Raw genomic sequence first — 26694 nt, 5'->3', positions numbered from 1 at the left:
CGTCTCTTCACACAGGCCCCGCGGCAAATCACACGACCCCCGCATCAACCGGTTGCGTCAGCCGCCCGCGTGCACCGGCTGCCGCCCCGCGATGCGCCGCCGCCGGTCCTGGGTGATGCTGGATAAACACGTCGAAAGGCGAGAGGCAACGGATGCGTACCACCGGACTGACATCCCGCACGCTGACAGCCCTCCGCGCCAGGCGCCCCTACCCCGCGGTCACCATCACCCTGCCCACCCACCGCCGCGAGCCCTACCGCCCGGCGGACACCGTGCGGCTGCGCAATCTGATCGCCGAGGCCAAGCGCCGGCTTGAAGAGGATCCGGACGTGCCGCGCGAGGCCCGCTACGACATAAGCGGGCAGCTCGACCGCGCCATGGCCGACGTGGATCTGCGCGACGCCCTGGACTCGCTGGTGATCTCCGCGGCCAAGGGCGAATGGGAGGTGTGGGCGCTGCCGAGGACCGCACCCGAGCGCGTCGTCTTCAGCGACACCTTCCTGACCCGCAACCTCGTCGCCGCGCGCGAGCGGACCCGCCCCTACTGGGTGCTGGCCGTCTCCGTGGACCGTACGGTGCTGTGGCGCGGCAGCGACGGCGAGCTGCAGGAGGAGCACATCGGAGGCTTCCCGCTCGATCCCGAGCCGTGGTACTTCGACGCCGAACGCGAGGCGCAGATCGGCGACGTCCCCCACCGGCACGACGACGAGCGCACTCGGACCTATCTGCGGCAGGTCGACACCGCCCTGGACGCCCTGCTGGCCACCGACCCGCGCCCGCTCTACCTGGTCGGCCTCGCGCCCGCGCTGAGCCTCCTGGAGGAGGTCGGCTCGGCGGCGAAGGCGGCCGTCAGCAAGGTCGTCAAGGGCGGGCTGACCAACGGCCCCGCCCGCGCCCTCGCCGACGCGCTGCGCCCCGCCCTGCTGGAGCAGGCGGAGCGGCACACCGAGCGCGTCCAGGAGCGCATCGGGCAGGCCCAGGGGCGCCGCGCCTTCGCCGCCGGGCTCGAAGAGGTGTGGCAGGTGTGCAAGGAGGGGCGCATCGAACTGCTCGCCGTCGAGGAGCAGTACCAGCGGACGGTCAAGGTCACCGGGGAGCACCTGACTCCGGTCGACCCGGAGGAGATCTCGCCCGCCGAACTGGGCACGGCGGTGCTGGAGGACATCGTGGACGAGATCATCGAGACCACGCTGGACCGGGGCGGGGAGGTCGCCTTCGTCCCGGACGACTCCCTGGCGGCACATGAGCGCATAGCGGCGGTCCTGCGCTTCTGACGCTGCCCGCGGGCCGGGCGAGCTGACGATGCGTCGGTCACAGAAAAGTCACAGCGGGTACGACGCGATGTTGCCTGCCGCTGCCAACGTGGCGGCCGGTCACCCCCCACCGCAAGCGACCGAGGACAGTACCCATGACGGCAACCGCCCCGCGCGCGGCGCAGCGACCCCGCACCCTCCACGAGGTCAAAGGCTGGTTCCCCAGCCTGGATCAAGTGATCTTCGACCGCTTCCTGTCCCGCCAGAAACGGCTGGGACAGCGCGGCGACCTGCTGGAGATGGGCGCCTATATGGGCAAGAGCGCCATCTTCACCGCCGGCTATCTGAGGGTGGACGAGCGCTTCACCGTCTGCGACCTCTTCGACGCGCCCGCGCCCGACGAGCGGAACGCGGCGGAAGCCCGAAAGTCGTACGCCACCCTGACCCGGGTCGCCTTCGAACAGAACTACCTGGCCTTCCACGACGAACTGCCCGACGTCGTACAGGGCCCCACCTCCCTCGTCCCGGACCACGTCGCCCCCGACAGCTGCCGCTTCGTCCACGTCGACGCCTCGCATCTGTACGAGCACGTGGCGGGCGACATCGAGGCCGCCCACACCGCGCTGGTGCCCACCGGCGTGGTGGTCCTGGACGACTTCCGCTCCGAGCACACCCCGGGCGTGGCCGCCGCCACCTGGGAGGCGGTGTTCCTGCGCGGGCTGCGGCCGGTGTGCCTGACCACCCAGAAGCTCTACGGCACATGGGGCGACCCCGAGCCGCTGCAGGAGGAACTGCTCGCGGATGAGAAGTGGCGCGCCGGGACGCATCTGAGCGTGCAGGAGATCGCCGGACAGCGGGTGCTGCGCTTCTCGGGCCGCCCGCCCAACCCGGCCGCGCCCCGGTCCCGCTACGCCGACGAGATCCGCGAGTCCGACACCGCGGCCGCGCCGGACCGTGCCGCGCCGTCCCCTCAGGCCGCGGGGTCCGTGCCGCGCCGCCGCAGCCCCGTGCGCAAACTCGCGGCGGACGTCCTGCCGCCGGTCGTGACGCGCGCGATCCGCCGCAGGGGCGGCAAGCAGTAAAGGGGCTGGTTTTTGGTGGTGGTGGCGGCGGGGCTGATCAGACCCCGTCCACCCGATGGCTTCGGCCGGGCCGGCGCAGGGCCGGGTGGTCCGCGACGACGGTGCACGAGCCGGGAGCGATCTCGGTGTACCCCGCGTCACGCACCACCGGCAGACCGCCGTCGGCGACCAGCCGGGCCCAGTGGTCCGCCGACGGGGTGCGCACCGACAGCGGGAAGCCCGCCGAGCGCCACGCCGCGCGCGCGGCGTCGTCCAGCTCCCACCAGGCGAGCTGCGCCCCGTGCCCGGCCTGCGCCATCGCCTTGCCCGCCGACATGGTGATCTCCGGATTCAGCCACAGCACCGGCTCGGCGAGGTCGGGCTCGGACGGCGGCTCGGGGTCGTCCAGGTCGGTGCCCGAGACCTGCAGCTTGGCCAGGTCCTTCGGCCAGCCGTCGAGCGGCACCGGAGGGAACACCCGTACCTCCGCCGCCGGCGGCCCGCCGTCCACGGCCGCCCGGCCGCCGAGCGTGATCCCCGGCAGCCCCTCGGCCCGCCGCCACTCCGCGCCCCGCGCCCGCCGCACGACCTTGCGGATCCGGGCGTCCTGCCAGTTCCGTACGGCCTCGGCCCACTCGCCGTCCGGCGCCGTCGCCCGCCCGTCCGACAGCAGGACGAGCACGGCGCGCGCCGCCGTCTCCAGGGCGTCCGTACGGGCGGGCGGAGCGGCCTTCTCGATGCGCACCACCAGGGGCAGCACAAACTGCGGCGCGGCGTCCCGGTCGGCCGTGCGGACGCGGTCGTCGGAGCTGTCGCAGCTGGTGGGGGCGTCTGGACGGGTATCGGAGCTGGTCACGCGCCCCAGTGTGCCACCCGCGCCATCCATGCCCCCGGAACGGCCTCGACCGCATAGGGTCAACGGTTATGAGACTGCGTGGAGTTGGCCGCCGCTACGGTCTGCGAGGGGCGTGGGTGCTGCGCGGCGTCGACCTGGAGGTGCGGCCGGGCTCGCTGATCCGGGTGACGGGGAGCAACGGCAGTGGCAAGTCCACCCTCCTGCGGCTCCTCGCCGGCATCGACGCCCCCACCACCGGCCGGATCACCGCCCGGCCGCGCACCGCATACGTCCCCGAGCGCTTCCCCGCGGACCTACCCTTCACCGCCCTCGGCTACCTCACCCACCTGGGCCGCGTCCACGGCCTCGGCCGCGCCGCGGCGGCGCACGGCGCCGAGGAGTGGCTGGAACGCTTCGACGCGGCCGGACACGCCCACACCCCACTCGCCGAGCTGTCCAAGGGCACCAGCCAAAAGGTCGCCGTCGCCCAGGCCCTCCTGGCCGCCCCCGACCTCCTCGTCCTCGACGAGGCATGGACCGGCCTCGACCAAGCCGCCCGCGCCACCCTCGACGAGGCGGTCACCTCCCGCGTCGCCGCGGGCGCCACGGTCATCTACGTCGACCACGACCCCCGCCGCCTGGCCTCCTCCGCCGGCGAGATCTTCCACATCACGGACACCCGGCTCGTACGGACGCCGGTCACGCCTGCTGCGCCCCTCGTGATGGACCCGCCGACGAGCGTGGCGGGGTGTGACGTGTCCGGTGCCGAGGCGCGCGTGTGCGTGGAGGCCGAGGGGGTGCCCGGGGCTTCGGTGCCGGAGGGGTTGCCGGGGGCCCCGGTCGGGGAGCGGGGGCTGGGTGGGGGAGTCCCCGTCGTTCGGCTGACGGTGGCCGCCGACCACTCCGACGCGCTGCTGCGCGCGCTCCTCACCGACCGTCCGCCGTGGCACATCCGCGCCGTGACGCCCGTAGCGGCCGAGGAGAAGCGGGACGCGGGGCACGCTGCGTCGGTCTGGGGCGAGGCGGGTGGCCGCGTGCCCGTACCGGGGCCGGCCGGGGCCGAGGCAGGGGGCTGCCGGGTGCCCGTGCCGTGGGCGGCCGGCGCCGGGGCGGGCGGGCGCGCGTTGCCCGCGCTGCTGCGCTATCAGGCCGCGTTGCTGGCGCGTTCGCAGCGGTGGGTGCCGCCGGTTGTCCTCTACGGCGCGTTCATGGCCATCGGCGTGATGGCGGGGCAGCCGATCCTCGACTCCTTCGGGTACGCCGCGGCCGCCCTGCTGCCCATCGCGGCGTGGCTGGTGCGCGTATGCGTCAACAATGAGCCGGCCGCGGCGCGCAACTGCGCCGCCGCGGCGGCCGGACCCGCCCGGGTGCATCTCAGCTCCGTGGTCACCGGGCTCGCCGCCGCGGCCGGGCTCGGGGTCGTGGGGGCGTTGTTCGTCGCGTTGATCAGCGATCCGAAGACCTCCGACCAGCGGATCGACGTCTCACGCTGGGACGCGACGGCCGCCGGGCTGCTCGCGGCTCTCACCTGCGCTCTGCTGGGCGCGGCGATCGGCGCGCTGTTCAGCCGTCCGCTGCTGCTCAGCACCGGCTGGGGCATCCAGGCCACCGCGGTCGCCTCGCTGCTGGTGCTGGTGGCCTCGGTGTCGCCCGCGAACGCGGCCGTGACCGGCCTGGTCAGCGGCTCGCAGACCGGCTCCGTGACGCTGCCCCTGCTGCCGCTCGCCATGACCGGCGCGGCCGCCGCGGGGGCGACCGCGCTGGCCTGCGTGCTCAGCTCACGGCGGTTCTGAGTCTTGAGGCCCTGGCGGGGGCGCGGGGCTGAGGCCCTGGCGGGGGGCGGGGATGGGGGCGGGGGCTCGGGGCGCATCGGCGTAGGGTCGGGCGCATGGATGACCGTACGGACGACCCCACGCGCGCCACGCACCACGCGCACCCCGCGCGCCCGCACGGTGACGACGTCGGCCCGCCGTACGCGGACTGCGTGCTGTGCGGCGAACCGACCGAGCACCCCGCGTCGCGGCCCGGGGCCACGCTGTGCCCCGTCTGCGAGTGGCAGGAGGCCCAGCGCACGGCCTGCTCCGGCTGAGCCGCAGCAGGCCGTGGTCTCAGGCCGTGGCCTGCGGACTCAGTGGCGCCAGGGCCCCGTCACCGCGAAGGTCGTGCCCGGGGTGTAGCAGTTCACGTACATCGTGCGCCGGTCCGGTGCGAAGGTCACCCCCGCGAACTCACCCCACTCCGGCTTCTCCGGGGTGCCGATGTTCTGGCGTCCGCGCGCCATCGGATAGACCTCCCCGCGCCTGCTCAGCCCGAAGACATGCTGCGCGCCGTTGCCGTCCTCGCAGACCATCAGGCCGCCGCTGGGCGCGAGCGTGATGTTGTCGGGTGACTCGCCGGGCAGCTGCACGTCCGTGCTCGGGCCGAAGACGATCACGAGGGTGAGGCGGCTCTGCTGCGGGTCGTACCGCCAGATCTGTCCGTAGTGGTCGGCGGCCGAGCCGTCCGCGCTCTTGGCGAAGCTGGAGACGAAGTAGACGGACGAGCCGCCCCAGTAGCAGCCCTCCAGCTTCTGTGCGTGGGTGATGCCCTTGGGACCGAAGTCCTGGAGCCGGACGGGGGTCTGTTTGGCGAGCGGGTCGGGGACGGGCACCCACTCGATGTCGTGGAAGGACGTGCCGGTCTCCTGGACGGCCGACAGGTCCCGTACGCCGGGCACGCGCATCGCGTACAGCTCGCCGCCCGCGCGCAGCGACCCCGTGCCGCCGAGCGGCTTGTGCGGCAGGAAGCGGTAGAAGAGGCCGAAGGGCTTCTCGAAGGCGTCCTCGGTCTCGTAGACGACTCCGCTGCGCGGGTCGATCGCGATGGCCTCGTGCTGGAAGCGGCCCATGGCGGTCAGCGGTACGGCGCCGGTGCGGCGCGGGTCGTACGGGTCCACTTCGAAGATGAAGCCGTGGTCCTTGGTGTAGCCGTTGGTGCCGGCCTTGTCCTCGGTCTCCTCGCAGGTCAGCCAGGTGTTCCAGGGCGTGGGGCCGCCCGCGCAGTTGACGGCGGTGCCGGCGATGGCGACGTGCTCGGCGAGGACGCGGTTGCCCGCGTCGAGTTCGAGGGCCGTGCAGCCGCCCATGCCCATGGGGTCGTAGGTGAGGCCCTGGACGGCGGGGACGCGGATCGCGGCGGTGGGGCGGTTCTCGTGGTTGCGGACCAGGTGGGTACGGGCCCGGCCGCCGGTCCGGCCGGGGAAGGCGGCCATACCGTCGTGGTGGCTGGGGACCTTGCCCTCGCCGGAGCGCAGCTCGTCCCCCTCGCGGGACAGCACCCGGTAGCGGAAGCCCTCGGGGAGGTCGAGCAGGCCGTCGGGGTCGGGGATGAGCGGGCCGTAGCCGCCTGAGCCGGCCGCGGCCTCCTGGCCGGGCTCGGCGGCCGCGGCCGTACCGGTGAAGAGTTCGGAGATGTTGCCTGCGAAGGCGATGGCGGCACCGGCCGCACCGCTGCGGGCCAGGACCTGACGTCGCGTTACTGACATGCGGTAACTCCCTGTTGGCGGACAGGAAATGTGACCGCATGTGTGTATCACGCGAATTCGCGCGCGGGAACCATCCGATCAACGGCCGCGCCTGCGCGTCGCGCCCTCTTTCAGGGCTCGGTTCGCCTCCGGGGCGCTACAGCCCCTGTCGACGGTCGACCGTGCTCGCCCGCTCGTTCCTCGCGGCCTCCGCGCGCTCTCCCTTTCGACAGCGGCCGCGCCCCTTCGGCTCACTCGCCAGAGGTCGAGGTCGCCAGCCGCTTCCCATCCCGCGCCAGCGCCGTGAGCCGCGAGATCGCCCGGAAGTACTTCTTCCGGTAGCCGCCCTGCAGCATCTCGTCGCTGAAGAGACGGTCGAACGGCACCCCGGACGCCAGCACCGGCACCTCGCGGTCGTACAGCCGGTCCGCGAGCACCACCAGCCGCAGCGCGGTCGACTGGTCGGGCACCGGCCCGACCCCGGTCAGGCACACCGCCTCGATTCCGTCGCACATCGCGCCGTAGCGGCTCGGGTGGACCCGGGACAGGTGCTCGAGGAGGGTGGGGAAGTCGTCGAGCGAGGCGCTGGGCGTGCGGTGCGCGGCGCGGGTGACGGTCTCGTCCGAGTACGGGGCGGGGGCTTCCGGCAGGCCGCGGTGGCGGTAGTCCTCGCCGTCGATGCGCAGCGTCCGGAAGCGGGCGGACAGGCCCTGGATCTCGCGCAGGAAGTCGGCCGCGGCGAACCGGCCTTCGCCGAGCTTGCCGGGGAGGGTGTTGGAGGTGGCGGCCAGTGCCACGCCCGCGTCGACGAGCTTGCCGAGCAGCGTGGAGACCAGCACCGTGTCGCCGGGGTCGTCCAGTTCGAACTCGTCGATGCACAGCAGCCGGTGGCCGCTGAGGGTCTGGACGGTCTGCTGGAAGCCGAGGGCGCCGACCAGGTTGGTCAGCTCCACGAAGGTGCCGAACGCCTTCCGCTCGGGCGGGGCCGCGGTGGCGTGCCAGAGGGAGGCCAGCAGATGGGTCTTGCCGACGCCGTAGCCGCCGTCCAGATACATTCCGCGCGGGCCGCGCGGCGCGGCGGGCCTGGTCTCCCGGCGGAACCAGCTCTTGCGGCGGCCGTCCGCCGCCCCGCCGCCGTCGCTGACGGAGGTGGCGAAGGCCGCCAGCTCCTTCACGGCGGTGGCCTGGCTGGGCTGTCCCGGGTCGGGGATGTAGTTGTCGAAGCTCACCGTCGAGAAGCGCGGCGGCGGCACCATCTCCGCCACCAGACGCTCGGCGGGGACGTGCGGCGTACGGGAGGCGAGGGCGGCGGGAGTCTGCTCGGCTATGGGAGCCTGCTCGGCTATCGGACCCGCGGGCCTGTCGGACGTGGTGGTTCGCGCTGACACAAACTCCGAGCCTAGTCCCTTCGGGGGAGGTCACCGCCGGATAGGGAGGCATGTCACACTGCGGCCTATGCGACGCCTGTTCCCGCTGCCGACCGAAACGCCCGCCGAACCATCCTCGGGAGAAGACCGCGAGTGGGGGCTGGACGAACTGGCCGACGCGTACGCCTACCCGGACCTCCCGGACCTCCTGGCCGGGCCGGGACGGCCCGCGGCGGCCTGGCTGCGGGCCAACATGGTGTCCTCGCTGGACGGCGCCGCCCACCACGACGGGCGGTCGCAGCAACTGTCCTCCGCCGCCGATATGCGGATCTTCGGGGTGCTGCGGGGGCTGGCCGACGCGGTCGTGGTCGGCGCCGAGACCGTACGCCGCGAGGGCTACCGCCCGGCGCGCGCCCGCGAGGCGTTCGTCGCCCGGCGGGCGGCGCAGGGGCGCCCGCCGGTGGCCGCGATCGCCGTGGTCAGCGCGAGCCTGGACCTGGACTTCTCGTTGCCGCTGTTCACCGAGCCGCTGGTGCCCACGCTGGTGGTCACCGGCGCGCAGGCCCCCGCGGACCGCCTGGCGGCGGCCCGGCGGGCGGGCGCCGAGGTGGTGCTGGCGGGAGAGGGGGCCGGGGTGGATCCGGCGCGGGTGGTGGCCGCGCTCGCCGAGCGCGGTTTGACGCGCCTGCTGTCGGAGGGCGGGCCTAAGCTGCTCGGGCAGTTCGCGGCCGCCGGGGTGCTTGACGAGCTGTGTCTGTCGCTGGCCCCGCTGATCGCGGCGGGCGATGCGGAGCGGATCGTCAAGGGCCCGGCGCTGGTGGAACCGGAACGGTTCACCCTCTTTTCCGTCCTGGAGGACGCCGGGTTTCTTTTCACCAGCTACCGTCGCAAGCGGCAATAAGGCGATAATTGATTTTAGTTAAAAAAGGAATATACGGAATAAATCGCATGAGAGGGCGCCGGCAGTGTTCACGAGCGTATTGATGATCGAGAAGCCCCTGAGCCCCGTCGACGTGGAATTCGTCACGACCTTGCACGGCGACGACGCGGTCTCCTTCGTCGTGCTCATGCAGCCGCGGGGCAGCAAGGACCGGCTGCTGCGCGCGATCGACGACATCGCGCTCGGCGACCTGGAGCACGCCGTCCAGGAGCGCGACGAGCCGGAGGGCCAGGAGGCGCTGGAGCCCGCCGAGCGCGCCCTGCGCCTCTCCCTCGCCGCCTTGCGTGCGGCGGGCAGCGAGGCCAGCGGGGAGGTCGTCCAGCGCCATCCGCTGGACGCGCTGCGCGACATGGTCGAGCGGGCCGGCGCGGACGAGGTGATCGTGCTGACCGAGCCGCACTTCGTGGAGGAGTTCTTCCACCGGGACTGGGCGTCGCGGGCGCGGCACAAGGTGGGCGTCCCGGTGCTCAAGCTCTTCTCGCACGCGGCCGACGAGGAGCAGCCGACGAAGGGCGCCTGACCACACGCCGCACTCCCACCCCGAACCCCTTCCGTACCCACCCGTGCTGGTGCGCCGGACGGGCCTTCGCCGGACCCCTCCCCACAAGGTGCGAGAATCGGGCCCGACAGCGACGAACCGCGACCCAGGGGAGACCCGTACATGGCACCGGCCGGCTTTGCCTCCGACGCGATGGCCCGACCGCACTTCATCGGCATCGGCGGCGCCGGGATGTCGGGCATCGCGAAGATCCTCGCCATGCGCGGCTCGCGGGTCGCGGGCAGTGACTCCAAGGACTCCCCGACCGTCGAGGCGCTGCGCGCCCTCGGCGTGACGGTGCACATCGGCCACGCCGCCGAGCATCTGGCGGCCGACGCCACCAGCGTGGTCGTCTCCAGCGCGATCCGCGCCGACAACGCCGAGCTGACCGCGGCCGCCGAGCGCGGCATCCCCGTCATACACCGCTCCGACGCGCTGGCCGGCCTGATGGACGGCGCCCGCCCCATCGCGGTCGCGGGCACCCACGGCAAGACGACCACCACCTCCATGCTGGCCGTCTCCCTCACCACCCTCGGCCTCGACCCGTCGTACGCGATCGGCGGCGACCTGGACGCCCCCGGCTCCAACGCCCAGCACGGCGGCGGCGAGATCTTCGTCGCCGAGGCGGACGAAAGCGACCGCAGCTTCCACAAGTACGCGCCCGAGGTCGCGATCATCCTCAATGTGGAGCTCGACCACCACGCCAACTACGCCTCGATGGAGGAGATCCACGAGTCGTTCCAGACCTTCGTGGAGCGGATCCGGCCCGGCGGCACGCTGGTCGTCTCCGCCGACCACCCCGGCGCCCGCGAGCTGACCGGCCGGGTCACCGGCCGCGAGGGCCTGCGCGTGCTGACCTACGGCGAGGACCCGGGCGCGGACGTACGTGTCCTGGACATCGCCCAGCGGGGACTGACCAGCGAGGTCACCGTCCTCCTGCCGGACACTCTCGGTGGCGGCGAGCTGACCTTCACCGTCTCCGTCCCCGGCCGCCACTACGCCCTCAACGCCGTCGCCGCCCTGACCGCGGGCGCCGCCCTCGGCGTCCCCGCCCGCGAGCTGGCCCCCGCCCTCGGCTCGTACACCGGCGTCAGGCGCCGCCTCCAGCTCAAGGGCGTCGCCGCCGGGGTGCAGGTCATCGACTCATACGCACACCACCCCACCGAGATCTCCGCCGACCTCGAGGCGATCCGCGGCGGTGCAGGTGACGGCCGGGTGCTGGTCGTCTTCCAGCCGCACCTCTTCAGCCGCACCCGCGAGCTGGGCGTCGAGATGGGCCAGGCGCTCGCCCTCGCCGATGCCAGCGTCGTCCTGGACATCTACCCCGCCCGCGAGGACCCCGTCCCCGGCATCACCAGCGCCCTGATCATCGACGCCGCCGCCCGCCACGGCGCCGACGTCACCGCCGAGCACGACCGGACCGCGATCCCCGAGCTCATCGCTGGAATGGCCAAGCCCGGTGACCTTGTTCTCACCATGGGCGCGGGCGATGTCACGGACCTCGGTCCGGAGATCCTCGCCCGCCTGGAGAGCTAGGAGAGCGAGTCCATGGCGTACGAGATCGACAAGCCGGAAGAGCAGTGGCGCGCGGAGCTGACCCCGCAGGAGTACCAGGTCCTGCGCGAGGCCGGCACCGAGCGCGCCTTCACGGGTGAGTACACCGACACCAAGACGGCCGGCGTCTACTCCTGCCGGGCCTGCGGGGCCGAGCTGTTCCGCTCCGAGACCAAGTTCGAGAGCCACTGCGGCTGGCCGTCCTTCTACGACCCGGCCGAGTCCTCCGCCGTCGAACTGATCGAGGACCGCTCGCTCGGCATGGTCCGCACCGAGGTCCGCTGCGCCCGCTGCGGCTCCCACCTCGGCCATGTCTTCGCGGGCGAGGGCTACCCGACCCCGACCGACCAGCGCTACTGCATCAACTCGATCTCGCTGCGGCTGGAGCCGAAGGAGAGCTGATCTCCTGGCCCTTGTGGGGCGCCGAGCCGCAGTACCGCGGCCGTCTCCGGTGGCAGCCGCAGGGTGCCGTCCGCGTCGGGCGGGTCGATGGGCCGCCAGGCGGCGACGACCTCGGCGCAGTCGATGTCGGGCGGGCCGAGGCGGGCCTCGGCCGGGCGGTCGTACGGGTTGATCACGACGCACAGCGGGCCGCGCCGGAAGTCGATACAGCCGTCCGAGGAGACGGACGGGCGGGTGGCGGACCACCGGGGGTCGGCCAGGGCCGGTTCGGCGCGGCGCAGGGCGATCAGCCGCCGGTGCCAGTCGAGCAGTTCCGTGTGCGGCTCGCGGGTCGGCTCGGTCCAGTCCAGGCAGGAGCGCAGCCGCGTCGCCGGGTCCTGCGGGTCGGGGACGTCCTCCTCCGCCCAGCCGTGGGCGGCGAACTCCCGGCGCCGGCCGCGCCGTACGGCCTCGGCGAGCTCCGGGTCCTGGTGGTCGGTGAAGTACTGCCAGGGCGTACCGGCCCCCCACTCCTCGCCCATGAAGAGCATCGGGGTGAAGGGCGAGCACAGCACGACGGCGGCCGCGCAGGCCAGCAGCCCGGGGGAGAGCCGGGCGGAGAGCCGGTCGCCGACCGCGCGGTTGCCGATCTGGTCGTGGGTCTGGGAGTAGCCCAGCAGGCGGTACGTGGGGGTGGCCAGGGTGTTCAGCGGGGCGCCGTGGCCGCGGCCACGGAACGCCGAGTACGTGCCGTCGTGGAAGAAGCCGCCGGTCAGGGTCTTGGCGAGGGCATGCGCCCCCGCGGCGGCGAAGTCGGCGTAATAGCCCCGCCGTTCACCGGTGAGGAGGGTGTGCAGGGCGTGATGGAAGTCGTCGTTCCACTGCGCGTGCAGCCCATGGCCGCCCGCTTCGCGCGGGGTGGTGGTGCGCGGGTCGTTCAGGTCGGACTCGCCGATGAGGAACAGCGGTCGGCCGACCTGGGCGGCGAGCGCGTCCACGGCGGCGGACAGCTCGGCGAGGAAGTGGCGGGCGCGGGTGTCGCGCAGCGCGTGCACCGCGTCGAGCCGCAGCCCGTCCAGGCGGTAGTCGCGCAGCCAGGCGAGGGCGCTGCCCAGGAAGTACGCGCGGACCTCGTCCGAGCCGGGGGCGTCCAGATTGACGGCCGCCCCCCACGGGGTGTGGTGGGTGTCGGTGAAGTACGGGCCGAAGGAGGGGAGATGGTTGCCGGAGGGGCCCAGATGGTTGTGGACCACGTCCAGAACCACGCCGAGGCCGTGGCCGTGCGCGGCGTCCACGAAGCGCGCAAGCCCTTCCGGCCCCCCGTACGGCTCGTGCACCGCCCACGGCGCCACGCCGTCGTACCCCCAGCCGTGCGCCCCCGGGAACGGGCAGACGGGCATCAGCTCGATGTGGGTGACGCCGAGTTCGGCGAGGTGCGGCAGGCGTTCGGCGGCCGCGTCGAAGGTGCCCTCGCGGGTGAAGGTGCCGATGTGCAGCTCGTACAGGACCGCGCCCGGCAGCGGCCGGCCCCGCCACTCGCGCCGCCACTCGAAGCCCGCGGGGTCGCTGACCGCGCTCAGGCCCTCGGGGCCGTCGGGCTGGCGGCGGGAGCGCGGATCGGGCAGCGGCGCGCCGCCGTCCAGCGCGAAGCCGTAGCGCGCACCGGGCCCGGCCTCGGCCGCCGCCCGCCACCACCCCTCCCGGGCCGGATCGCGCTCCATGGGCTGCGTACGGGCCGTCGTACGGTCCGTGCGGTGGCCTGTACGGCCCTCCAGATGGAGCTCGACCCGCCCGGCGCGCGGCGCCCACACCTCGAACAGCACTGATGTCTCCTCACCTCAGCGATGCCTGAAGGACCATGCTGCGCGACGCGAGGTGCGCCGCGCAGCATGCCACGGGCATCAGACGAGGTCGATGCGCTCCTGGGTGATGGGATAGCCCACCTTGGCGAAGTGCCTGGCCATCGGGAGGTTGGGCTGGTCGGTCGCCGCCGCGATCTTCGTCGCGCCCCGCTCCACCAGGTCGTGGGTGCACTCCACCAGCAGGTCGTACGCATAGCCGTGGCCGCGCTGCCCTTCGACCACCCCGATGTAGCCGACGCACGGGCCGCCCGGGTTGTGCGCGGGCACCTGGATGCCGACCAGCTCGCCCTCCGGTGTCCACGCCAGGCGCCACCATTCGCGCGGCGACGGGCACCAGTTCAGGAAGTCCATCAGCTCGCGCACCGCGGCGTCGACGCCCCCTTGGGCGATGGCCCGCAGGTCGTGCGCGTCGAGGGTGCCCGGCATGATGCGGCGCAGCGCCTCGGCGATCTTCTCGTCGTCGGGCTCGGGCCGGAACTCCAGCCGCCCCGGCCGCTCGGGAAGCCCGCACTCGGGGGTCCACTCGTAGCGGTAGCGCTCCACCAGTGGCTCCATCCCGGCGGCGACGGCCGCGTCGGTCCGGGCCTGCGCCGCGGCCCGCTCCTCGGGCCGGTCGCGCCAGCCGGGCGCCGCCAGCAGGCTGTACTCGGCGCGCAGCGGGGCGGTGCGCAGCAACTCCGCCGCCGCGTCGGCCTCGCCATCGGCGAAGTCGAACCAGTCCAGGGCGATGGGCTTGGTGTCATCGGCCGCGCCCCACCAGGCGGCGCGGGCGACCACACGGCCGTCGCGCAGCGCGACCCAGGTCCAGTCGGGGCGGTAGTCGCCGCCCTCGGCGCGGGTGCGGTAGGTGTGGCCGAAGCGGGCGCGGCCGACGTGCCCGGGGTCGTGCAGGGTGTTGAAGAGATGTGCGTCGCTCTCGGTGAGCGCGCGGATGACCAGCTCGGTCATGAGATTCCTTCCGGGATGGCGATGCGCTCCCGGTCGGATCGGTGATCAGACGGCGATACGCCCAGGGGACAGGGGGCGGGAGCGCGGGTACGACGTAGTGTCCATAGCTCTCGCCTCCTTCCTCGATCATGGGCGTGCCCGCACTCTATGCGGGCCGACAGACCGTTGTCCAGGCATTTTTGGAACGGCTCAGGAGGGTGCCCGATCCGCGCCGTGCTGCTCCTCGCGCTTGACCTTCTCATTGATGTCAACCCATAACGTCGGCTCCGCGGGCGGGCATTGCCCACCTTGCGCGCCCGCTCCGTCGATTCCCTACCGTCCCCACCGCTGGAGCGATCATGACGTCTTTCGTCGCACACCGTAACGGCCGGGCGGCGACCGCCGAGGAGCTGGCGCCGCTCGCCTTCGCGGGCTATGCCCACTTCACCGCCATGCAGGTGCGCGGGGGCCGGGTCCGGGGCCTCGACCTCCATCTGAAGCGGCTGCGGACCGCCTCGGTGGAGTTGTTCGGCCGCGCGCTGCCCGACGACCAGGTGCGGTCGTATCTGCGGGCGGCGCTGGAGGCCGGTCCGGCCGATCTCTCGCTGACGGCCACGGTCTACTCGAGGGTGGGCGAGTTCACCGCGGCCGGGGCCGGGGCGGAGCCCGAGGTGCTGGTCCGCACCGGACCGCCCTCCGCTGGGCCGGAGGGCCCGCTGGCGCTGGCGGCGGTCGAGCATGAGCGGTTTCTTCCGGCCGTGAAGCATGTCGGCGAGGTGGCCAAGACGTACCTCCTCCGCCAGGCGGTCGCGCAGGGCTTCGACGACGCCGCGTTCGTCGACCGGCGGGGGCGGCTCAGCGAGGCGACGATCTGGAATCTCGCCTTCTGGGACGGTGACTCGGTGGTGTGGCCCCAGGCCGAGGTGCTGGGCGGGATGACCATGAGCATCGTCCGTCGGCAACTGGACCGCCTCGGCGTCCCTCAGCGCGTCCAGGACATCACGCTCGACGATCTGCCGACGCTGGCCGGGGGCGTGGTCATGAACTCCTGGACGCCGGGCGTGGCGGTGAGCCGGATCGGCGCCGTGTCCTTGCCCGAGGCGCCGTCCTTCCTGGAGCTGCTGCACAAGGCGTACGAGGCCGAATCACCCACCGCGCCGTGAGGTTGCGGGGAGCGTCATTCGAGCAGGCCCGCGTCGTGGGTCAACAGGGCTATCTGTACGCGGTTGTTGAGATCCAGCTTGGTCAGGATCCGCGATACGTGGGTCTTGACGGTCGCGAGGCTCATGAACAGGTCCGCGGAGATCTCCGCGTTGGACTTGCCCTGGCCCACGGCGACCGCGACCTCGCGCTCCCGGTCGTTCAACTGGTCGAGCAGCGCCCGGGCCCGCTCCTGCCGCGCGTCCCGGCCGGTACCCGCCACATGCTCGATGAGCTGCTGGGTCACGGTGGGGGACAGCACCGGCTCGCCCGCCGCCACCCGTCGCACGGCCGCGACGAGGTCGGCGGGCGGCGTGTCCTTGAGTACGAAGCCGGCCGCTCCGGCGCGCAGCGCCCGCAGCACATGCTCATCCGCGTTGAACGTCGTCAGGATCACCACCTCGGGGGCGGGTTCGCGCTGCCGCAGCTGCTCGGTCGCGGCGATCCCGTCCACCGTCGGCATGCGGATGTCCATGAGGACGACGTCGGGGGAGCGGCGGTCCACGAGCGCGGCCACCTCCGCGCCGTCGGACGCCTCGCCCACGATCTCGATACCGGAGGAGGCGCCGCCCAGCATCAGCCGCAACCCGGCGCGGACCAGCGGGTCGTCGTCGACGACCAGCAGGCGGATGGGTGCGGGGGCGGGCGCGGGAGTGGGTCCCTGGTTGGTGGACTCCGGTGGGGACTCCGATGGGGATGAGCTCATGCGGGCCACGGTAGCCAGGCGTACAGCCGGAAGTCCCCGTCGTCCGAAGGGCCGCACTCCAGCCGGCCGCCCGTCAGCGCCGCGCGCTCGGCCAGCCCGGCCAGGCCCTGGCCCGATCCGGGGATCGCCCCCGGCCGGTCGCTGTGATGCGGCGGCTCGGCGGGTGTGCCGGCGCGCACCGGGGCGCGTACGGCATTGCGCACCTCTACGGTCAGCCCCTCGCCCGGCGCCCCCGACGCCGTCACCGTCACCTCCGCGTCGGGCGCGTGCTTGCGCGCGTTGGTCAGCCCCTCCTGCACGATCCGGTAGGCCGTACGGCCCGTGGCGCCCGGCACGGCTGCCTCGCCCGGCACGGCTGCGTCGCTCGCCCTGGCCGCCTCGCCCGCCCCGGCGACGCCCGCCCCGGCGACGCCCGTCCCGGCGACGACCGCCCCGGCGACGCCCGCCTCGTCCGACAGCGTCACCCGCATGCCCGCCCGGCGTGACTCCTCCACCAGCCGCGGCAGATCGGCGAGGGTCGGCTGCGGCCGGTCGGGCGGGCTGCCCTCGGCGTCGGCATCGTTGGGGTCTGGGGCCCGCAGCACGCCGATCACCTCGCGCAGATCCTGCAGCGCCTGGTGCGCGCTGCTGCGTATCACCCCGGCGGCCTCGGCCACCTCCTGCGGGGACGCGTCGGCCCGGTACTCCAACGCGCCCGCGTGCACGCTCAGCAGGGAGAGCCGGTGGGCGAGCACATCGTGCATCTCCCGGGCGATCCGCTCGCGGGTCAGGCGCTGGGTCCGCTCGGCGCGCAGCGCCGCCTCCGCCTCGGCCCGCGCCGCCCGTTCGCGCAGCGATTCGAGCAGCATGCGCCGTGAGCGCACGAACATGCCCCAGCCGATGGCGCCGCTGATGAGCAGGGCACCGAGCAGCACGTCTCCGATGTAGTCGACGTCGGGGTCGGGGCGCACCGCCGGGGCGGCGAAGATCTGGGCCAGCGCCGCCCCGCCGACCCACGCGACCGTACGCAGCGGCCGGTGCACCGCGACCGTGAACAGCGCCACGAGCAGCGGCCCCGCGACGTAGTACGAGACCACGCCCGCGGCCAGCAGCACCAGCGCCAGCTCGACCGGCCGGCGGCGGCGCAGCCACAGCGCGAGACAGGCCACCACTCCGGCCATCAGGTCGGCGAACAGCGCCTCGTCCGACACCGACGGGTCGTTGGCCATCGACTCGGAGGCCGTCAGCGAGAACAGGGCCGCCAGCGAGATGCAGCACACGTCCACGATCCAGTCGCGCATGGTGCGGCGCGTCCCGACGCGCTCGCTGTCGCGCGCTCGCTCGCTGCTTGCCGTCTGCACTGCCTCTGAGCTGCCCACACGACGAATCTACTGGCGAGCGGGGCCGCGGTCGCGGTCTCGGGCGCGGGTATCGACCAAAGTTGCAGGGCCATAGACCTTTGGCTGACCCGCGCCCGCCGGACCGCCGCCTAGCCTCGAATACATGAGAAAGGCATGCGAGTTGGTGGGCGGCTTTCTGCTGTTCCAGGGGCTCATCGGGATCGCCCACGAGCTCATCGGCTGGTTCCGGCTGATGGCGATGATCCGTTTTCTGCCGTTCCTGGACGGCTATGAGCTGTATGCGAGCATCGGCCTGACCGTGGTCGGCTTCCTCGTGGTGGCTGTCGCCGAGGAGTCGGGCAAGAGCTCGTCCGGTAGCCCGTCCGGTCCGCTCATATCTGATGCAGACCGCGCCCGGCCAGAGTGAGGAAGGCTTCGCCGACGGCCTCGGAGAGGGTGGGGTGCGGATGGATGTGCTGGGCCACGTCGGAGGGTTCGGCGTCCCAGCCGACGATCAGCTGGCTTTCGGCGACCATCTCCGAGACATGGGGGCCGACGAGATGGACGCCGAGCACCTGGCCGGTGCCCTCGCCCGCCCGCTCGGCGACGACCTTCACCATGCCTCCCTGGCCGTGCACCATGCCCTTGGCCACGGCGGTCAGCGGCATGGTGTTGACGACGACGTCCAGGCCCCGCTCGCGCGCCTGAGCCTCCGACAGGCCGACGGCGGCGGTCTGCGGACTGGAGTAGGTCACACGGGGGACGGTGTCGTAGAACGCGGGCTGGGGCTGGGGCTGGGGCTGGGGTTGGGGCTGGGGTTGGGGTTGGGGTGAGAGGCCCGCCAGGGTCTCGGCCACCAGCAGCCCCTCCGCGAAGGAGGCGTGGGCCAGCCCGAGCGAGGGCGGCGGCAGCAGATCGCCGACGACATGGATGCCTGGCACCGCGGTCTCCAGCCGCGACCAGTCGGCGGGGGCGATGAACCCGCGGTCGTCGGTGGTCAGCCCGGCGGCGCCCAGGTTCAGGCCGTCGGTGACCGGGGCGCGGCCGACCGCGACCAGCAGCCGCTGGGCGTCGAGGGTGCGCGGCTCGCCGCGGGCCGGGCGGACGGTGACGCGCACCCCGTCCGCGTACGGCTCGGCGTGCTCCAGCCGGGCGCCGGTCAGCACCTCGATGCCGCGCTTCTTCAGCCCGCGCGTCAAGTGGCGGCTGACGTCCGCGTCCTCGAGCGGCAGCAGCCGGTCCGCCGCCTCCACCAGGGTGACGTCCGCGCCCATGGAGCGGTGCAGTGAGGCGTATTCGACGCCGATCGCGCCGCCGCCCAGCACCAGGACGGAGTCCGGGAGTCCCGGGGCGAAGAGGGCGTCGTCGCTGGTGACGACCCGTTGGCCGTCCGGCGCCAGCCCGGGGAGGGTGCGCGGGCGGGAGCCGGTCGCCAGCACGATGCCGCGCCGCGCGGTCCACTCGCCACCCGCGTCCGCGTCCGCGCCAGCGCCAGTCGCCGTGCCGGTCGCTGTGTCGACCGGCGTGATGCGTACGGTGCGCGGGCCGGTCAGGGCGGCGGAGCCGCGGACCACGTGGACGCCCGCGTGGGACAGATGGCCTTCGACACCGCGGTGGTTGCGGGCCACGATGTCGTCGCGGGTCGCGGTGAGGGCGGACCAGTCCACGGCCTCCAGGGTGGCCTTCACACCCCATCGTTCGCGTGCCTCGGAGATGCCGTCGACCAGCTCCGCGGCGTGCAGCATCGCCTTGCTGGGGATGCAGCCGCGGTGCAGGCAGGTCCCGCCCACCAGGTCGCGTTCGGCCAGGACGACGTCGAGACCGAGGGCGGCAGCGCGTAGCGCGGTGCTGTAGCCGCCGGTTCCGCCGCCGATGACGATGATGTCTGTCTCATGCATGAGTCCAGCCTGTGCCCCTACCGATGCATGAGTCCAAGGCAAAGTTTCTCTGGTTACGATGAATTTTCTGCATGGGGAGGGTGATGGCGAAGGGGGAGGCGGCGGATGAGTCTGCGCCAGATGGAGTATCTCGTGGCGGTGGTCGAGGAGGCGTCCTTCACTCATGCCGCCGAGCTGCTGGGCGTCACCCAGTCCGCGCTCTCGCACCAGATCAAGGCCCTGGAGCGGGAGGTCGGCGGGCCGCTGCTGGAGCGGCTGCCGCGGGGGGTACGGCTGACGCCCATGGGCCGGGCGTTTCTGCCGCATGCCGAGTTCGCGGTGCGCAGCGCCCGGCAGGCGCGGCGCGCGGCGCGGGCGGCGGCCGGGGCGGCGGGCGGCGAGCTGCATATCGCCACCCTGCACGCGGTGGCCATCGGGGTGCTCCCTGAGGCTCTGGCGCGCTGGCGGCGGAGCCACGGGAAGGTGAGCCTGGTGGTCCATGAGTACGCCACCGGCGAGGAGTTGCGCGACCGCATGGAGCGCGGTGTGGCGGATGTCGCGATCGGCCACCGCCCCAAGGGGTGGCAGGGGCCCGTGGTGTCGCTGGGCGAGGAGGAGTTCGTGGTGGTCGTGGAGCCGGACGACCCGCTGGCCCAACAGGACTCCGTGCGGCTGGCCGAGCTGGCGGACCGGGACTGGGTGCGGTGTGCGCTGGAGCCGGTGATCGAGGGCCGTCGCTTTCTCGATCTGGCCTGTGAGCAGGCGGGCTTCACGCCTCGTACGGGGGCCCATACGGACCACACCTCGACCGCCGTGCGGCTGGCCGCCGCCGGGGCGGGGGTGCTCATCGCCCCCGCGCATGTGGCCGCCAGGTACGACTGTGCGGTGCTGCCCCTGGATCCGCCCTGGCAGCGTGAGCTGACGGCGTTCTCCCGGGTCGAACTCACCGGGGCCGCGGCCTCCTTCGTCGGGCTGCTGGACCGGGGGTGGTGGGGGCGGACAGAGAAAGGCCGGTCTGCCGCCCACGAGGGGGAAGGGGACGGCAGACCGGCAGGGTGAGGTGCACCTGACAGGGCGGAGGAGCGGATCAGGGCACCGTGCGGATCAGGGGTCGGGGCAGCGCGCTGTGCGGGTCAGCCTGCTGCGTGGGGATCGGGTCAGTGCACCATACAGATCGGCTCCGCCGCCGCGTCGGGCGAGCCGCCGCTGGCCGCATAGCCGAAGGTTGTCGACGCTCCGGCCGCCAATGAGCCGTTCCAATCGGCATTGGTGACCGATGCCGATGAGCCCGTGGCGGTCAGTTTGCCGTTCCAGACGCTGTCCACCCGCTGCCCGGACGGCAGGGTCCAGTCGACCATCCAGGAGGAGATGGGGGTGGCGCCGGAGTTGGTCACCGTCACCTCGGCCTGGTAGCCGCCGTTCCAGGTGCTGGCGGTCTTCTGGGCGGCGGTGCACTTGGCCGTCGGCGGGTCGGTCGGGTCGCTGCCGCCGCTGGAGGCGCCCGGCACCGTCACCTCACCGTTGCCGCCGTCGAAGACCACATCGGAGCAGCTGTAGAAGGTCTCCTGGCTGTCCGAGCGGGTCCAGACGGTGTAGATGATGTGGCGGCCGCTCTTGCCCGAGGGAAGGTTGGCGGTCCAGGTGTACTTGCCGTCCACCGTGCCGACCGGGCCGGTCTGCGGCGGGTTCGTCACCGTGTTGAACGGTTGGTCCTCCAGATCGTTCCAGGTGAGCGGCTTCGTCGGGTCGATCGGGTTCTTGGTGACGTAGCTGCGGAACGAACCGGGGTGCGCGGCCCAGGCGTTGTAGGTGAACTGCATCGACTTACCGGCGGTCAGATGGGTCACCGGCCAGTCGTTGCTGCCCAGGTCGAAACCGGAGAAGTTGTAGACGGTGGCCGCGCCGCTGCACAGCTGGCCGTCCGGGATGAAGCCCTTGGTCCGGCCCGCCCCGTCCGACCGCAGCACCGCGAACCAGTTGTAGAACGCGTTGGCCCCGCCCTTGTCGAACGCGGCCTTGCACGCGGGGTTGGTCGGCTTCACCTCTCCGGTGCTGGACAGGCTGTACTTCCAGCACAGATAGGTGCGGCTGCCGGGCGCCATCGGCGCTCCGTGCGCGGAGGCGCTGCCGCCGCCGAAGAAGACCAGGCCGAGGGCGGGCAGCACACCGAGCAGCACCAGCAGTACGGACCGGCGGGCGCGAGAACTGCCCGGCGGGCGAGCGGGACGTGCGAGAGCCATCAATCGTCGTGGCATTGCGCTTCTTCTTCCCTTCGACGCGAACGGGTCAGGAACCGTCGTATGGGAGCGCTCCCAAGTTACTTTGTGAAGGTAGCGCCGTCCGGAGTGCCTGTAAATGCTTTAGGCCGCGAACACAGCGCCAGTTCTGGCGGGCCGTCAGCTCCGGATCAGCAACGCCACCGGAAACCGGTCGAAAAGGTCACTCAACGGGCCGGTGCCCTCGACCGTCCGCCCGGTCAGCAGATCCCGCCAGCGGCCCGGCGGCAGCGCCAGCGCCGTGCCGCGCCAGCCGCCCGCCTCCGCGAGCCGCCGCGACAGCCGGGTGACGGCGGTGACCGCCCCTCCGTCCGCGCCGTCCCCGCCGCCCCCACTCGCCTCCGCGCTGTCGCCTCCGCCCCGGCCGTCCGTTCGCAGAAAGGCCACACAGTGCGCCGCCGCCGGGCCCTTCGCGGCCAGCGGGGTGTATGCGCCCGACGGGCCGAACCACTGGGGGTGGCGCCGCCGCAGCCGTAGGGCCGCCGCGGTCAGCAGCAGTTTCTCGGCCGATGTCCCGTCCGGCTCGCGCCCCGCGTCCAGATGGGCCAGCAGATCGGGGCGCGGTTCGGGCGGGCGGCGGTTGTCCGGGTCGACCAGCGCGGCGTAGCTGTGCTCGGTGCCCATGTAGAGGTCCGGCACGCCCGGCATGGTCAGCTGGAGCAGCGCCGCGCCCAGTGCGTTGGCACGCGCCGGGGCGTCCAGCGCGCCGCCCAGCGCCGCCCACGCCGGGTGGTCGGGGTCGCACGGGCCCGCCTTGAGGAAGGCGGCGACCTCGTCCTCGTACGCCGGGTCCTGCTCGGTCCAGGTCGTCCGCAGCCCCGCCTCCCGCACCCCCTTCAGGACCGCGGGAACCAGCCGCTCGCCGTCCGGCGACCCCAGCCCCACCGCCGTCTGCCAGGCCGTCCACGCCAGATGGGCGTCGGGCGCCGCCGCGGTGCCCGGCGCCGCCGTCTCCCGCACCTCCGCTGCCACCTTCACCGCCTCCAGCAGCCGCCCCCAGCGGTCCGGGCACTCGGTCAGCGCCGCGAGCCGCGCCCGCACATCCGCGCTGCGCTTGGTGTCGTGCGTGGACAGCACGGTGCCGGTCGAGGGCCAGTCGGCCTGCAGCCGGGCGGCGAAGGCGTGGAACCGGTCGGGGGAGACCGCCGGTTGCCCCGGGTCGCCGCCGACCTCCGCCGCCGAGAGCAGCGGCGCGAAGCGGTAGAAGGCGGTGTCCTCGACCGACTTGGCGCGCAGCGCGGCGGCGGTCTGGGCGAAGCGCGCGCAGAAGTCGCGGTGGTGCGGTCCGTCGCCCAGTCTGCCGAGCGCCGCGTCCCGCACGGTGAACACCACCCGCGCCTCCTCCCGCACCGCGAACGCCGCCCGCGCGTCCCCCGCCGCCAGGATCAGCATCTCGGCGTCCGTCCGGGTCGGCGGGGTGTCGGGGGAGACATACGGGCGGTAGACCGGCAGCCGCACCAGCAGCTCGCGGAGCGCCGTGCGCAGCGCCCACGGCGCGTGGTCGCGCAGCCGCGGTTCGGCGGCGCAGATCCGCACGGCGGCGCGCACCAGCCGCTCCACCTCGGCGGCCAGCTCATACGTCACCACATGCCGCGCGGCGCGCCGCACGGTCGCCGGCCAGTCGCCGCCCAGGTCCTCGGGGGGTGCGGCGAAGCCCCGGTATTGCGCGGTCAGCTCCGCCAGCCCGGCCGGGTCGACGAACAGGCCGTCGATGTGGTGCAGGGCGTCATAGCCGGTCGTGCCGGCGACCGGCCAGTGTGCGGGCAGCCGCTCGCCCCGGCCGAGGATCTTCTCCACGACGGTCCACCGGCCGCCGCCCGCCGCGGCCCGCACCTCGCGGTCCAGCTGCCGCAGATACCCCTCCGGATCGGCGAGGCCGTCCGGGTGGTCCACCCGCAGCCCGTCGATCACCCCGTCGCGCACCAGCTCCAGCAGCTTCCCATGGGTCGCCGCGAAGACCTCGGGATCCTCCACCCGCACCGCGATCAGCTCGGAGATGGTGAAGAAACGCCGGTAGTTCAGCTCCGTGCGGGCCAGCCGCCACCAGCCCAGCCGGTACCACTGCCGGTCCAGCAGCTCGGGCAGCGGCAGCCCCTCGGTGCCGGCCCGCAGCGGGAACTCGTGGTCGTGGTAGCGCAGCGCCCCGTCCGCCACGCGCAGCGCGGCCAGTTCCTCGCCGAGCGGGCCGCCGAGGACCGGCAGCAGCACCTTGCCGCAGTGGCGGCCCCAGTCGATGTCGAACCACCGCGCATACGGCGAGGCGGGCCCGTCCTTCAGCACCTCCCACAGCGGTCTGTTCAGCCGCTCCGGGGCGGGCACCGCCATGTGGTTGGGCACGATGTCGACGATCAGCCCGAGCCCATGGGCGCGCGCCGTATGGGCCAGGGCGCGCAGCCCCTCCTCGCCGCCCAGCTCCGCCCGCACGGCCGAGTGGTCGACCACGTCATAGCCGTGGGTGGAGCCGGGCCGGGCCTCCAGCACCGGCGAGAGGTGCAGATGGGAGACGCCGAGCGCGGCCAGATACGGCACGGCCGCGCCCGCCGCCTCGAAGGGGAAGGCGGGCTGCAGCTGCAGCCGGTAGGTGGCGGTCGGCGGGGCGGACCCGGGCGCGGTGCGGTCGGACGTCATAGAACGTACGTACCCACAACCCGCACGGCATCAGATCGAAGCATCCGCCAAACACTCGTACGAGGGTTTCTTCGCCCAAACGGGAACCCGTCCCGTCCCCCTCCACACACACCACCGGCCCGCGGGGCTACCCCGGCCGCTGCAGCACCAGCAGGCTCCGGTCCACCAGCGTCAGCCGGTCGCCCGCCGCCACCTTCGCCCCGCTGCCGGGCTCCACGCCCTCCGGCAGCGAGGTGTCCACGATCAGCTGCCACTGCTTGCCGTGGTCGATGGGCACCGTGAAGTCCAGCGGCTCGTGGTGCGCGTTGAACATCAGCAGGAAGGAGTCGTCGGTGATCCGCTCCCCGCGCGGCCCCGGCTCGGAGATCGCGCTGCCGTTGAGGAAGACCGTCAGCGACTTGGCGTGCGCCGCCTGCCAGTCGCGCTGCCGCATCTCCTCGCCCTCGGCCGTGAACCATGCGATGTCGGACAGCTCGTCGTGGGTGCCCTCGACCGGCCGTCCGTGGAAGAAGCGGCGCCGCCGGAAGACCGGGTGGTCGCGGCGGAGCCAGATCAGCGACCGGGTGAAGCGCAGTAGCTCCAGGGCCGACGCGTCCGCCTCGGAAGCCTGGGACGTCCCGGCTGCCCCGGTCGACGCGTCCCCCTCGGCCGCCTGGACAGCCGCGTTTCTGCGTTCCGGCCAGTGCACCCAGGACACCTCGTTGTCCTGGCAGTACGCGTTGTTGTTGCCGTGCTGGGTGCGCGCGAACTCATCGCCGTGGCTGAGCATCGGCACGCCCTGGGACAGCATCAGCGTGGCGATGAAGTTGCGCATCTGGCGCTCGCGCAGCGCCCGCACCGCCGGGTCGTCGGTCTCGCCCTCGACCCCGCAGTTCCATGAGCGGTTGTAGCTCTCGCCGTCCTGGTTGCCCTCGCCGTTGGCCTCGTTGTGCTTCTCGTCGTACGAGACCAGGTCGCGCAGCGTGAAGCCGTCGTGGCAGGTGACGAAGTTGACGGAGGCCAGCGGCCGCCGCCCGTCGCTCTGGTAGAGGTCGGAGGAGCCGGTCAGCCGGGAGGCGAACTCGGCGAGCGTGCGCGGTTCGCCACGCCACAGATCGCGCACCGTATCGCGGAACTTGCCGTTCCATTCGGTCCACAGGGGCGGGAAGTTCCCCACCTGGTAGCCGCCCTCGCCGACATCCCAGGGCTCGGCGATCAGCTTCACCTGGCTGACCACCGGGTCCTGCTGCACCAGGTCGAAGAACGAGGACAGCCGGTCCACCTCGTGGAACTGCCGGGCCAGGGTGGCCGCCAGATCGAAGCGGAAGCCGTCGACCCGCATCTCGGTCACCCAGTAGCGCAGCGAGTCCATGATGAGCTGGAGGACGTGCGGACTGCGCATCAGCAGGGAGTTCCCGGTGCCGGTGGTGTCCGTGTAGTACCGCCGGTCGCCCGCCAGCCGGTAGTACGAGGCGTTGTCCAGGCCCCGGAAGGACAGCGTCGGCCCCAGGTGGTTGCCCTCGGCGGTGTGGTTGTAGACGACGTCGAGGATCACCTCGATACCGGCCTGGTGGAGGGCGCGTACGGCCGACTTGAACTCCAGGACCTGCTGTCCCCGGTCGCCCCAGGAGGCGTAGGCGTTGTGCGGGGCGAAGAACCCGATGGTGTTGTAGCCCCAGTAGTTCGACAGACCCGCGTCGGCCAGCCGGTGGTCGTGCACGAACTGGTGCACCGGCATCAGTTCGAGCGTGGTGACGCCCAGTTCCGTCAGATGTTCGATGATCGCGGGGTGCGCGAGCGCCGCGTAGGTCCCGCGCAGCTCCTCCGGCAGCCGCGGATGGCGCATGGTGAGGCCCTTGACGTGGGCCTCGTAGATGACGGTGCGGTGGTAGTCGGTGCGCGGCGGCCGGTCGTCGCCCCAGTCGAAGTAGGGGTTGACCACGACCGAGGCCATGGTGTGCGGGGCCGAGTCGAGGTCGTTGCGCTTCTCGGGCCGGTCGAAGTGGTAGCCGTAGACCTCCTCGCCCCAGTTGATCTGTCCGCTGAGCGCCCTGGCGTACGGGTCGAGCAGCAGCTTTGCGGAGTTGCACCGATGGCCGCGCTCCGGCTGGTACGGGCCGTGGGCCCGGAAGCCGTAGCGCTGCCCGGGCATGATCCCCGGCAGATAGGCGTGGCGTACGAAGGCGTCGGTCTCGCGCAGCTCCACCGCGGTCTCCGAGCCGTCGTCGTGCAGTAGGCACAGCTCGATCCGCACGGCGGCCTCGGAGAAGACCGCGAAGTTGGTTCCGGCGCCGTCGTAGGTGGCGCCCAGGGGGTAAGCCTGTCCCGGCCAGACCTGCATGCGTCGACTCTTCCACTTCTGCCCCGGGGCCCGCGAGCACCCCTGGCGCCGGACGAGGAGGGACGAGGAGGAATCCTTGCCCAACTCGCGCCCTGGCGTAGCACTTTCGCCACAACTTCCTGGAATCGGAGGCAACCTGCGACCAGAT

The 26694-nt window shown here is 72.9% G+C and carries 21 protein-coding genes and 1 pseudogene; 11 read left to right on the top strand and 11 right to left on the bottom strand.

Features of this window, described 5'->3' with window-relative positions; translation table 11 throughout:
• The first annotated feature begins 152 nt into the window (after positions 1-152).
• Positions 153-1274 carry a chemotaxis protein gene (locus ACH4U7_RS16935; RefSeq protein WP_398528677.1) on the top strand — a complete coding sequence of 374 codons (1122 nt, stop codon included), beginning with the start codon at positions 153-155 and terminating at the stop codon, positions 1272-1274.
• 134 nt (positions 1275-1408) lie between these two features.
• Positions 1409-2335 (top strand): class I SAM-dependent methyltransferase, encoded by a 927-nt coding sequence (locus ACH4U7_RS16930; protein WP_398528676.1) that lies wholly within the window; start codon positions 1409-1411, stop codon positions 2333-2335.
• 37 nt (positions 2336-2372) lie between these two features.
• Here the strand turns inward: ACH4U7_RS16930 and ACH4U7_RS16925 are convergent, their stop codons facing one another.
• Positions 2373-3170 carry a peptidyl-tRNA hydrolase gene (locus tag ACH4U7_RS16925; RefSeq protein ID WP_398528675.1) on the bottom strand — a complete coding sequence of 266 codons (798 nt, stop codon included), beginning with the start codon at positions 3168-3170 and terminating at the stop codon, positions 2373-2375.
• Between the two features lie 68 nt (positions 3171-3238).
• Here ACH4U7_RS16925 and ACH4U7_RS16920 point away from each other — a divergent pair.
• Positions 3239-4138, top strand: a pseudogene (locus tag ACH4U7_RS16920) (ATP-binding cassette domain-containing protein); the annotation flags it as partial.
• Between the two features lie 899 nt (positions 4139-5037).
• On the top strand, positions 5038-5238 hold the full coding sequence (locus ACH4U7_RS16915) for a hypothetical protein (protein WP_398528674.1): 201 nt from the start codon (positions 5038-5040) through the stop codon (positions 5236-5238).
• 39 nt (positions 5239-5277) lie between these two features.
• Here ACH4U7_RS16915 and ACH4U7_RS16910 read toward each other — a convergent pair whose 3' ends face one another.
• Positions 5278-6672, bottom strand: a complete 1395-nt coding sequence (locus tag ACH4U7_RS16910) for a PhoX family protein (protein ID WP_398528673.1) — start codon at positions 6670-6672, stop codon at positions 5278-5280.
• A gap of 230 nt (positions 6673-6902) precedes the next feature.
• Positions 6903-7997, bottom strand: coding sequence for a cell division protein ZapE (gene zapE, locus ACH4U7_RS16905; protein WP_398528953.1), 1095 nt, complete (start codon positions 7995-7997; stop codon positions 6903-6905).
• Between the two features lie 109 nt (positions 7998-8106).
• On the opposite strand from zapE, the gene ACH4U7_RS16900 reads away from it, so the two are divergent.
• The 4 genes from ACH4U7_RS16900 to msrB all read left to right on the top strand — a co-directional run bounded on the left by ACH4U7_RS16900 (position 8107) and on the right by msrB (position 11452).
• Positions 8107-8919 carry a pyrimidine reductase family protein gene (locus ACH4U7_RS16900; RefSeq protein ID WP_398528672.1) on the top strand — a complete coding sequence of 271 codons (813 nt, stop codon included), beginning with the start codon at positions 8107-8109 and terminating at the stop codon, positions 8917-8919.
• An 82-nt stretch (positions 8920-9001) separates the two neighbouring features.
• Positions 9002-9478: an indole-3-glycerol phosphate synthase gene (locus ACH4U7_RS16895; protein ID WP_398528671.1), complete on the top strand. Its 477-nt coding sequence runs from the start codon at positions 9002-9004 to the stop codon at positions 9476-9478.
• Positions 9479-9619: 141 nt separating this feature from the next.
• Positions 9620-11032: a UDP-N-acetylmuramate--L-alanine ligase gene (gene murC / locus ACH4U7_RS16890; RefSeq protein ID WP_398528670.1), complete on the top strand. Its 1413-nt coding sequence runs from the start codon at positions 9620-9622 to the stop codon at positions 11030-11032.
• Between the two features lie 12 nt (positions 11033-11044).
• Positions 11045-11452, top strand: a complete 408-nt coding sequence (gene msrB / locus ACH4U7_RS16885; protein WP_089508767.1) for a peptide-methionine (R)-S-oxide reductase MsrB — start codon at positions 11045-11047, stop codon at positions 11450-11452.
• On the opposite strand, the gene treZ is transcribed toward msrB, so the two are convergent.
• Together treZ and ACH4U7_RS16875 are read right to left on the bottom strand one after the other, a co-directional pair.
• Complete coding sequence (gene treZ, locus ACH4U7_RS16880; protein WP_398528669.1) at positions 11404-13254, bottom strand: malto-oligosyltrehalose trehalohydrolase; 1851 nt, start codon at positions 13252-13254, stop codon at positions 11404-11406. The two genes, msrB and treZ, sit on opposite strands and share 49 nt — an antisense overlap.
• 78 nt (positions 13255-13332) lie before the next feature.
• Entirely contained in the window at positions 13333-14241 is a 909-nt protein-coding gene (locus ACH4U7_RS16875; RefSeq protein ID WP_398528668.1) for a GNAT family N-acetyltransferase, read from the bottom strand.
• 338 nt (positions 14242-14579) lie between these two features.
• Between ACH4U7_RS16875 and ACH4U7_RS16870 the strand changes: the two genes are divergently transcribed.
• Positions 14580-15383, top strand: a complete 804-nt coding sequence (locus ACH4U7_RS16870) for an aminotransferase class IV family protein (protein ID WP_398528667.1) — start codon at positions 14580-14582, stop codon at positions 15381-15383.
• A gap of 14 nt (positions 15384-15397) precedes the next feature.
• On the opposite strand, the gene ACH4U7_RS16865 is transcribed toward ACH4U7_RS16870, so the two are convergent.
• A complete protein-coding gene (locus ACH4U7_RS16865) occupies positions 15398-15997 on the bottom strand; it encodes a response regulator (protein ID WP_398528952.1) in 600 nt (199 codons plus the stop codon).
• A gap of 125 nt (positions 15998-16122) precedes the next feature.
• Complete coding sequence (locus ACH4U7_RS16860; RefSeq protein ID WP_398528951.1) at positions 16123-17493, bottom strand: sensor histidine kinase; 1371 nt, start codon at positions 17491-17493, stop codon at positions 16123-16125.
• 115 nt (positions 17494-17608) lie between these two features.
• On the opposite strand from ACH4U7_RS16860, the gene ACH4U7_RS16855 reads away from it, so the two are divergent.
• Positions 17609-17872, top strand: coding sequence for a hypothetical protein (locus tag ACH4U7_RS16855; RefSeq protein WP_398528666.1), 264 nt, complete (start codon positions 17609-17611; stop codon positions 17870-17872).
• Here ACH4U7_RS16855 and lpdA read toward each other — a convergent pair.
• Complete coding sequence (gene lpdA, locus ACH4U7_RS16850) at positions 17838-19343, bottom strand: dihydrolipoyl dehydrogenase (RefSeq protein WP_398528665.1); 1506 nt, start codon at positions 19341-19343, stop codon at positions 17838-17840. The genes ACH4U7_RS16855 and lpdA overlap by 35 nt on opposite strands.
• A 105-nt stretch (positions 19344-19448) precedes the next feature.
• On the opposite strand from lpdA, the gene ACH4U7_RS16845 reads away from it, so the two are divergent.
• The gene (locus ACH4U7_RS16845; protein WP_398528664.1) at positions 19449-20381 is read left to right on the top strand and encodes a LysR family transcriptional regulator; all 933 of its coding nucleotides are present in this window, start codon (positions 19449-19451) and stop codon (positions 20379-20381) included.
• A gap of 98 nt (positions 20382-20479) precedes the next feature.
• Here ACH4U7_RS16845 and ACH4U7_RS16840 read toward each other — a convergent pair whose 3' ends face one another.
• From ACH4U7_RS16840 to glgX, 3 genes are all read right to left on the bottom strand, one after another.
• On the bottom strand, positions 20480-21577 hold the full coding sequence (locus ACH4U7_RS16840) for a lytic polysaccharide monooxygenase (RefSeq protein WP_398528663.1): 1098 nt from the start codon (positions 21575-21577) through the stop codon (positions 20480-20482).
• 141 nt (positions 21578-21718) lie between these two features.
• Positions 21719-24226 (bottom strand): malto-oligosyltrehalose synthase, encoded by a 2508-nt coding sequence (gene treY / locus ACH4U7_RS16835; protein WP_398528662.1) that lies wholly within the window; start codon positions 24224-24226, stop codon positions 21719-21721.
• Between the two features lie 127 nt (positions 24227-24353).
• Complete coding sequence (gene glgX, locus ACH4U7_RS16830) at positions 24354-26546, bottom strand: glycogen debranching protein GlgX (protein ID WP_398528661.1); 2193 nt, start codon at positions 26544-26546, stop codon at positions 24354-24356.
• Between the last annotated feature and the right edge of the window lie 148 nt (positions 26547-26694).

This window comes from Streptomyces sp. NPDC020845, from assembly GCF_044334165.1.
Lineage (GTDB): Bacteria > Actinomycetota > Actinomycetes > Streptomycetales > Streptomycetaceae > Streptomyces.
The sequence above is the reverse complement of the archived record's forward strand: the minus strand, read 5'-3'. Positions and strand labels throughout refer to the sequence as shown.